The organism is Sinomonas sp. (genome assembly GCF_051955515.1).
Taxonomy (GTDB): domain Bacteria; phylum Actinomycetota; class Actinomycetes; order Actinomycetales; family Micrococcaceae; genus Sinomonas.
This window is the reverse complement of record NZ_JBQCGQ010000184.1, coordinates 1-8,953: the sequence shown is the minus strand read 5'-3', so window position 1 is coordinate 8,953 and position 8,953 is coordinate 1. Positions and strand designations below refer to the sequence as shown.

8 protein-coding genes are annotated in these 8,953 nt (G+C 66.1%); 6 read left to right on the top strand and 2 right to left on the bottom strand.

Annotation, left to right across the window (positions count from 1 at the left end):
- Positions 1-444 precede the first annotated feature (444 nt).
- On the top strand, positions 445-984 hold the full coding sequence (locus ACTHL9_RS10480) for a single-stranded DNA-binding protein (RefSeq protein WP_440518919.1): 540 nt from the start codon (positions 445-447) through the stop codon (positions 982-984).
- A gap of 44 nt (positions 985-1,028) precedes the next feature.
- Here ACTHL9_RS10480 and ACTHL9_RS10475 read toward each other — a convergent pair whose 3' ends face one another.
- Positions 1,029-2,153 carry a LacI family DNA-binding transcriptional regulator gene (locus tag ACTHL9_RS10475; protein ID WP_440518918.1) on the bottom strand — a complete coding sequence of 375 codons (1,125 nt, stop codon included), beginning with the start codon at positions 2,151-2,153 and terminating at the stop codon, positions 1,029-1,031.
- A gap of 212 nt (positions 2,154-2,365) precedes the next feature.
- Between ACTHL9_RS10475 and ACTHL9_RS10470 the strand changes: the two genes are divergently transcribed.
- The 4 genes from ACTHL9_RS10470 (at position 2,366) to ettA (ending at position 7,337) form a co-directional block, all read left to right on the top strand.
- Positions 2,366-3,502 (top strand): Gfo/Idh/MocA family protein, encoded by a 1,137-nt coding sequence (locus ACTHL9_RS10470; protein WP_440518921.1) that lies wholly within the window; start codon positions 2,366-2,368, stop codon positions 3,500-3,502.
- Positions 3,499-4,731 (top strand): dihydrodipicolinate synthase family protein, encoded by a 1,233-nt coding sequence (locus ACTHL9_RS10465; protein ID WP_440518917.1) that lies wholly within the window; start codon positions 3,499-3,501, stop codon positions 4,729-4,731. Before ACTHL9_RS10470 ends, ACTHL9_RS10465 begins: the two co-directional genes overlap by 4 nt.
- Positions 4,728-5,567, top strand: coding sequence for a sugar phosphate isomerase/epimerase family protein (locus ACTHL9_RS10460; RefSeq protein WP_440518916.1), 840 nt, complete (start codon positions 4,728-4,730; stop codon positions 5,565-5,567). The genes ACTHL9_RS10465 and ACTHL9_RS10460 overlap by 4 nt, the downstream gene beginning before the upstream one ends.
- A gap of 87 nt (positions 5,568-5,654) precedes the next feature.
- The gene (gene ettA / locus ACTHL9_RS10455; protein ID WP_440518915.1) at positions 5,655-7,337 is read left to right on the top strand and encodes an energy-dependent translational throttle protein EttA; all 1,683 of its coding nucleotides are present in this window, start codon (positions 5,655-5,657) and stop codon (positions 7,335-7,337) included.
- 111 nt (positions 7,338-7,448) lie between these two features.
- Here the strand turns inward: ettA and ACTHL9_RS10450 are convergent, their stop codons facing one another.
- Positions 7,449-8,339 (bottom strand): acyl-CoA thioesterase, encoded by an 891-nt coding sequence (locus ACTHL9_RS10450; RefSeq protein WP_440518913.1) that lies wholly within the window; start codon positions 8,337-8,339, stop codon positions 7,449-7,451.
- Positions 8,340-8,431: 92 nt separating this feature from the next.
- Between ACTHL9_RS10450 and ACTHL9_RS10445 the strand changes: the two genes are divergently transcribed.
- Positions 8,432-8,953, top strand: coding sequence for an acyl-CoA thioesterase (locus tag ACTHL9_RS10445; RefSeq protein ID WP_440518912.1), 522 nt, complete (start codon positions 8,432-8,434; stop codon positions 8,951-8,953).

Sequence of the window (8,953 nt, the reverse complement as noted above, 5' to 3'; positions counted from 1 at the left end):
CTGGGGCGCACTGTGAGGTCATACATCCTCGCCGCCCCCGGACTTCGGACCGGGGGCGTTCTTCGGTGGCCCACTGGCCGCTCTTGGCATTACCGCGGCTGACCCGCACCTCCGCGGCTTACCCGCACCTCCGCGCGGGGCCCGCCGCGGAGGTGCGGGGAAGGGCACCGACAGCGGGGAAGGGCGCCGGACATGCCGCAGGCCGGGCCCAGTGGGGCGTTGCCCGTGGACGGCCATCGACCGTGACTGCTCACGGCCGGGCATCACGTTCCCTGATTTTCCCTCCACAAAGTCGGCGTCGGCGTGTCATCCACATGCATCGCCGATCCGTGGTCTCCGGCTCGCCCGCTGCGCGAGGCTGAAGATGCCAACGTCGGCGAGGGGCCCGTTGAGCGGAGAGACCGGCCGAATCAAGGGCCGAAAGTGACCACAAGGAGGGTGGCGATGAGCGATCTGGTGACAGTGCGCGGGTTCGTGGCAACGGATCCGAGGACCAATACGACACATGGCGGCACCATCGTTTCGAGCTTTCGGCTCGCGGCGACGCAACGCCGTTACGACCGTGAGGCTGGAGAGTGGGTCGACGGACACACCAACTGGTTCACCATCGTCGGCTTTCGCCAGCTGGCGAGCAACATCTGCGGGAGCCTGAAGAAGGGTCAGAGGGTCATCGTCGTCGGCCGACTGCGCTTGAAGCAATGGGAGAAAGACGGGCGGATCTTCAATGAGGCAGAGGTGGCCGCAGAGTCCGTGGGACACGACCTCTTCTGGGGGTCTGCCAAATTCGCGCGGAACCTGCCGGACGCCCAACGCCAGGAGCCGACGGTGCAGAGGGTGGCGGTGGACGGTATCGGGATGGTCGACGTGGAAACGGGCGAACTCCCGCCGCACTCCTTGGTGGACGTCCCTTCCGACGAGGACGACGACGACTCGGAGTACGTGGACCTGTCGGCCGAGGAGGGGCCCGAGCTCCTGACGGCCTAGGTAGGGGCTCCGGCTAGTGAGGGGCTCTGTGAGGGGCTTCGGCGTCAGCCGCGCGAGGTGGGCGACTTAGCCTCGGCGGCGGTGCTTTCGCGAAGAATCACTTCTCCGGCAGCGGGAAGGGGGTCTTCTCCTGTGAGTGCGGCGCGGGCGGCCTTCCGGCCGATCTCTTCAAGGGGCAGGCGAACGGTGGTGAGGCCCGGGATGAAGTCCTCGAGCGTGTTGATGTCGTCAAACCCGGCGATCGCGTAGTCGGTGGGCGCGTGCAGCCCCTTCTGTCGGAGGGCCGCTACGACTCCCATGGCCATTCTGTCGTTGACGGCGAAGATGCAGACGCGATTCCCGGCTTCGATGGCGGCGCGGACTGATGATTCGAGCTTTGCCCCGGCCTCATACCCGCCGTCTCGGTTGAAGGCGGAGCGTGAGACTTCGGCTCTAGGCAGCCCCTTCTCGCCAAGGGCCATCTGGAACCCAGACACTCGAAGGTCCGAGGTCATGAGACCTTCGGGTCCTGCCACGATCGTGAAGCGCGAGAATCCTTCGTCGGACAGACTCAGGCCGAGATCCCGAGCGAGGAACTCGTTCGGAATGCTGACCAAGAGTGGCGAAGGCGCGAAGGCTGCCTCGAGGTCGGCGTCCTCGGACCCGGAAGGGGCGGCGTGGTCGGACGTGCCTTCGGGGGCGACCAGGTCGTGGCCGACGAGTACGAGGCTTCCTCCGTTGGCAAGATAACGCTCGGTCTCTCGCTTGAGGGCGGCGTTGTCGAGGGAGTCTTCGGTTCGGGTCGAACGGCTTCCTGCCATCACGATGGCGTCGGCCCTGCGCGACGTGAAGGCTTCGACCGCGAGCCTTTCCTCAGCGGGCGTCCCTTCGGTGCTCGTGAGGAGAAGGATCTTGCCGAGCTCGCGAGCTGCCGATTGCACGCCGCGAGCTATGGAGGAGAAGTAGGGATCGGCGATGTCGTGGACGATGAGTCCCAGCAGGCCCGAGCTGGAGCGCGCGAGTGCCTGCGCCTGGGCGTTCGGGATATAGCCGAGCGCGGCTGCGGCCGCACGCACGCGCTCTGCAATGTCCGCGCCCGGGGTTCGGCTCGATCCGTTCAGGACGCGCGACGCCGTGGCCGGCGAGACACCCGCCGCTCGCGCTACTTCGCTCAAGGTGACCGCTGCCATCGCTGTTCCTCCTTTGTCCCTTGGGCCAGATTATGGCATCCACCCATGACGGAAAGGAATGCGCTTGCCAACCGCGTGTGCGGTGCCGCACACTGTTCTTACGGAATGCGCTTTCCGACCTTGTTGGGAAGGCCTATTACTCGCCCTGGCGCAGCTGGGGCCTACGCAAGGAGGCGGCAGTGGCCACCGACACTCGAACCCTGAGAATCGCCATGAACGGCATCACCGGCCGCATGGGGTACCGGCAGCATCTGCTGCGCTCCATCCTCCCGATTCGGGACGCTGGGGGATTCATCGCCGAAGATGGCTCCCGCGTGCAAGTCGAGCCGATCCTGGTCGGGCGGAATGAGGCAAAGCTTCGTGAGCTCGCTGAACAGCACAAGGTGTCGGAATGGTCCACCGATCTGGATGCGCTGATCGCCGATCCGGGCATCGACATCGTCTTCGACGCCTCGATGACGAGTCTGCGGGCCGAGACGCTGCGCAAGGCGATGCTCGCAGGCAAACACATCTTCACCGAGAAACCGACGGCTGAGACCTTGGATGAAGCCATCGCGCTGGCCAGAATCGGTCAGGAGACCGGGGTGACGGCGGGGGTCGTCCACGACAAGCTCTACCTTCCGGGACTGGTCAAGCTCCGCCGTCTCGTCGACGAGGGCTTCTTCGGCCGGATCCTGTCGATTCGGGGCGAGTTCGGCTACTGGGTCTTCGAAGGCGACATCCAGCCATCGCAGCGTCCGTCCTGGAATTACCGCAAGGAAGACGGGGGCGGGATGACGACGGACATGTTCTGCCACTGGAACTACGTGCTCGAAGGCATCATCGGCAAGGTCAAGAGCGTCAACGCCGTCACGGCAACCCACATCCCTACCCGATGGGACGAGACGGGGCGTCCGTACACGGCCACGGCTGATGACGCGTCGTACGGCATCTTCGAACTCGAGACGCCACAGGGGGATGCAGTCGTGGGCCAGATCAATTCCTCGTGGGCCGTCCGCGTCTATCGGGACGAACTCGTGGAGTTCCAGATCGACGGAACGCACGGATCTGCGGTCGCCGGTCTCAACAAGTGCGTGGCGCAGCATCGTTCGCACACGCCGAAGCCCGTCTGGAACCCGGATCTCCCGGTCGCCGAGTCATTCCGCGACCAGTGGCAGGAGGTGCCCGCGAACCGCGATCTCGACAATGGCTTCAAGCTCCAGTGGGAAGAGTTCCTGCGAGACGTGGTGGCGGGGCGGGAGCATCGTTACGGGCTTCTCTCTGCGGCCCGAGGGGTGCAGCTTGCTGAACTGGGCCTCCTCTCGAGCGCCGAACGGCGCACGGTCGACATCCCGGAGATCGTCCTGTGAGCGGCTTGGCGACGACGGCTTCGGTCCTTCTGCCCATCGAGAAGGGCGGAACGAACCGATACGAACTCGCAGCCCCTCGCGAATGGGCGAAGCCCTCAGCGCCGTTCACAGTCCGGAAGGCCTACGCGGCGGCCCATGTCATCCCTCTCGTGGGAGCAGACAACACGCCGGGGTCACCGGCTGACCTCGATTGGGAGAGCACGCTCGCCTTTCGTCACGAGCTGTGGTCCTACGGCCTCGGGGTTGCGGACGCGATGGACACGGCTCAGCGGGGGATGGGCCTCGATTGGGCCGCCACGCGCGAGCTCATCGCTCGGGTGGGTGCTGAGGCGAGAACGGTGGCTGCCTCGGGGACTCGGGCGACATCCGGCCTGACGGTGCGGGACCTCGTCGCCTGTGGTGCCGGCACCGATCAGCTTGAACTCGCGGCTGTTCATGACGGGCCGCGCGGCGTGGCCATGGCGCTCGAGGCGTACCGCGAGCAGCTCGCAACCGTGGAGGACGCCGGCCCCAAGGTCATCCTGATGGCCTCGCGTGCGCTTGCCCGTGCCGCGTCCAGTGCCGACGACTACCTCAACGTCTACTCGAAGCTGCTCGCCGAAGCGCGAGAGCCGGTGGTCCTGCACTGGCTCGGGACCATGTTCGACCCTGCCCTCGAGGGATACTGGGGCAGCGCCGACGTTCCGACGGCGACGAGGACGTTCCTCGACCTGATCCGGTCGCATGCGGACAAAATCGACGGGGTCAAGGTCTCGCTGCTCGACGCCGAGCACGAGAAGGCGCTGCGCGCGGAGCTTCCGGCCGGCGTACGCCTCTATACCGGCGACGATTTCAACTACCCGGAGTTGATCAACGGCGACGGCGAACATCATTCGGATGCGCTGCTCGGGATCTTCGCCGCCATCTACCCTGCCGCCTCCGCGGCGCTTCAGGCTTACGAGGCCGGAAAGGCGTCCGAGGGGAGAGGCATTCTGGACTCCACGCGCGACCTCGGCCTGCACATCTTCAGCGCGCCGACGTTCTATTACAAGACGGGGATTGCGTTCCTGAGCTGGCTCAACGGCCAGCAGCCAGGCTTCCAGATGGTCGGCGGGCTGCACTCGGGGAGGTCTGTCCAGCACCTCGCGCAGGTCTTCAGGCTCGCAGACCGCGCAGGGCTGCTCCGCAGCCCCGACGTCGCGGCCGCTCGCATGGCATCCTTCCTCGACGTGAACGGGGTCGCACCATGACGGCACCGTCACGCCTGTCGCTCAACAGCGCCACGACCAAGCGGTGGAGCCTGCAGGAAGCCGTGGACGGATGCGTCCGTGCAGGAATTCCAGCGATCGGACCCTGGCGGGATCGGGTCGAAGAGGCGGGGCTCACCGAGGCGGCAGCCATCATCAGGTCCGCCGGCCTCGAGGTCTCGTCGCTCTGCCGTGGAGGCTTCCTCACCGCAGCCGACGAGGCGGGGCAGGCGGAGGCTCTCGCAGACAACCGGCGCGCTGTGCTGGAGGCTGAGACGCTCGGCACGCGCGACCTCTACCTCGTCGTCGGTGGGCTGCCGAAAGGCGAGAAGGACGTGGTCGCGGCTCGAGCGCGCATTGCTGACCGTCTCGGCGACTTGGTGCCGTTCGCACGCGAGCATGGAGTGAGGCTGCTGCTCGAGCCGCTGCATCCGATGTTTGCGGCCGACAGGGCACTCGTCTCGACGCTCGGCCAGGCCCTCGACATCGCCGCGCCCTTCGACCCCGCAGAGGTCGCGGTCGCCGTCGACACCTTCCATGTGTGGTGGGATCCCGAACTCAAGGACCAGATCGCGCGAGCAGGCAACGAGAACCGCCTGGCGTCGTATCAAGTGTGTGACTTCAATCTCCCAATCGCGGCCGACGCGCTGCTGTCACGGGGCATGATGGGCGATGGCGTGATTGACTTCCCGACGATCACCGGCTGGGTGCGGGACGCCGGCTATGAGGGGTACATCGAAGTCGAGATCTTCAACCAGGAGATCTGGGACGCAGACGGGCACAAGACGCTTGCGGTGATGAAGGAACGATTCGAGGAACTGGTGCTGCCGTACGCGTGATCAAGACCGCTTCCGGGCGCTGTCCTCCCGGCCTCCGGGCAGGAGCACGGATGTGAGTTAGCCCAGCTGAGCCACTAGATTGGGGACATGGCGGAATTCATCTACACCATGACCAAGGCCCGCAAGGCCGTTGGCGACAAGGTGATCCTGGACGACGTGAGCATGTCGTTCTTCCCGGGCGCGAAGATCGGCGTCGTCGGCCCGAACGGGGCTGGCAAGTCGACCATCCTGAAGATCATGGCGGGTCTCGACACCCCGTCGAATGGCGAGGCTCGCCTGTCCCCCGGCTACAGCGTGGGCATCCTCCTCCAGGAGCCGCCGCTGAACGAGGAGAAGACCGTCCTCGGCAATGTCCAGGAGGGCGTCGGGGAGATCTACACCAAGATCCAGCGGTTCAACCAGATCTCCGAGGAGATGGCCAACCCGGACGCCGACTACGACTCGCTCCTCGAGGAGATGGGCAAGCTTCAGGAGGCGATCGACGCGGCGGATGCCTGGGACATTGACTCCCAGCTCGAGCAGGCGATGGACGCGCTCCGGTGCCCGCCGCCGGAGGCCGACGTGCGCGTGCTCTCGGGCGGTGAGCGCCGCCGCGTAGCGCTCTGCAAGCTCCTTCTGCAGAAGCCCGATCTCCTGCTCCTGGACGAGCCGACGAACCACCTCGACGCCGAGAGCGTGCAGTGGCTCGAGCAGCACCTTGCGTCCTACCCGGGCGCGGTCCTCGCCGTGACCCACGACCGCTACTTCCTCGACCACGTCGCCGAATGGATCTGCGAGGTGGACCGGGGCCGGCTGTACCCCTACGAAGGCAATTACTCGACCTACCTCGAGAAGAAGCGCGCGCGACTTGAAGTCCAGGGCAAGAAGGACGCGAAGCTCGCGAGGCGCCTCGCCGAGGAGCTCGATTGGGTGCGGTCGAACGCCAAAGGCCGCCAGACGAAGTCGAAGGCACGCCTTGCGCGCTATGAGGAGATGGCGGCCGAGGCGGAGCGCACTCGCAAGCTTGACTTCGAGGAAATCCAGATCCCGCCGGGGCCGCGCCTTGGCCAAATGGTGATCGAAGCCTCCAACCTCAGGAAGGGATTCGGCGACCGCGTCCTCATCGACGGGCTGTCCTTCTCCCTTCCGCGCAACGGCATTGTCGGGGTGATCGGCCCGAACGGCGTGGGCAAGACGACGCTGTTCAAAACCATCGTGGGCCTCGAACCTCTCGACGGCGGCGATCTCAAGGTCGGCGATTCGGTCAAGATCTCCTACGTGGACCAGAGCCGTGGCGGCATCGACCCCAACAAGACGCTCTGGGAGGTGGTCTCCGATGGGTTGGACCACATCCAAGTCGGCCAGGTCGAGATGCCTTCCCGCGCCTATGTCTCGGCCTTCGGGTTCAAGGGCCCGGATCAGCAGAAGAAGGCCGGCGTGCTCTCGGGCGGTGAGCGGAACCGGCTGAACCTCGCCCTGACGCTCAAGCAGGGCGGCAATCTCCTGCTCCTCGACGAGCCGACCAACGACCTCGATGTCGAGACGCTCGCGAGCCTCGAGAACGCCCTGCTCGAGTTCCCTGGCTGCGCGGTGGTCGTGTCCCACGACCGGTGGTTCCTCGATCGCGTGGCAACGCACATCCTCGCCTACGAGGGCAATGACGAGGACGAGTCGAAGTGGTACTGGTTCGAGGGAAACTTCGAGTCGTACGAGCAGAACAAGATCGAGCGCCTCGGCCCCGAGGCGGCCGCTCCGCACCGTGTGACGCACCGCAAGCTCACGCGCGACTGACAGACGTCCTGTCGCGGCAGACCACGGCGGGGCCAGCTCCAGAACGGAGCCGGCCCCGCCGTCGTTCGTATCGCGGAAACGCGCTTCGCCGAAGGGGCCGCCGGAGGGAGCTCAGGCGAGCGGCACCCGGATCATGCCCTCCTGTCCGACCGTCGCCACGTGCACCCCGTCACGGGTGAAGATGCGCCCGACACCGAGCCCCCGCGCTCCGTGGGCGCTGGGCGATTCCTGGACGTAGAGAAGCCACTCGTCGACGCGCACGGGGCGGTGCCACCACATCGCATGGTCCAGGCTTGCGACGTTCATCTCTGGCGTGATCCAGCTCAGCCCGTGACGTCTGAGGATGGGTTCCAGCAGGGTGTAGTCGCTTGCGTAGGCGAGGGCGGCGCGGTGCAGTTGCTCGTCGTCGGGCATGGGACTGAAGGTCTTCATCCACACCGCGTTCCGCGCAACGGGCTCTCCTTTCGCTGAAAGGTAGAGCGCTGGGTTGACGTGCCGGACGTCGAAGGGACGGTCAAAGGCCCAGTACTGGGCAATGGGATGGTCGATGGCCCCGAGGAGGTCCGCCGTGCTCGGCAGGGATTCAGGGTCGGGAACGTCCTGGGGCATGGTGGACTGATGGTCCACGCCCAGCGAATCTGTTTGGAACGAAGCGATCATCGAGAGGATCGGCTGCCCGTCCTGATAGGCGTGGACCTGACGCGCGGAGAACGACCGGCCGTCGCGAAGCCGCTCGACGCCGAACGTGATGGACTTGTCTGCGTCGCCCGGGCGGAGGAAGTAGCCGTGCATCGAGTGGACCGAGCGGTCATCGGAAACAGTCTTCGATGCCGCCACGAGGCTCTGCGCCAGCACCTGGCCCCCGAAGACCCGGTGCCGCGGCTGACGCTCGCTCGGGCCCACGAAGACATCCTTGTCCGTGCGGGCTCCACCAAGGTCATCGAGGTCAAGGAGGGTCAGGAGCGTATCCGTTGGCCCTGATGGGCGGGCAGGCGAGGTCATGGGACGACCCTAAGCTGGCGGCGCGCGGAGCAACAACAGCCGCGCGCTCGGCGGGTTCGCCGTGTCCGCCCAAGTCGAGGCAAGATGGCAGTATGCCGTCCGCCTACCAATTCCCTCTCCAGCTGCGCTTCGGGGACGTCGACTCCTACGGGCACGTCAACAACGTTCGCTTCCTTCAGTTCCTCGAAGACGCACGCGTGCATTGGCTGCGCGAACCGCTCCCGGCCGGGGTCGCCTGCGCCGACGGAGAGGGGCGCATGGTGGATTTCGTCACGGCGGAGAACTTCACTTTGGTGGGACGCCACGAGATCGAATACCTGCAGCCGCTCCTCTACCGACCGGCTCCGATCGGCGTCAACCTCTGGGTCACGCGCATCGGGGGCTCCAGCTTTGACCTCGGGTACTCGGTGACCGAGCGTGACGGTTCCAGCACGTATGCGTACGCTGCAACCTCCATGGTGCTGGTCAGCCGATCCACGGGCCGACCAGTGCGGTTGCCGGCGGAGCTTCGCGAGGCGTTCTCTGAGTACTCGGGGGACCAGGTTCCGTTCAGGCGGCGGCCGCCGCTACCAGCGGACACCGTCCGTCCCGGCGCGGCGGGGGGCCAGGGATGA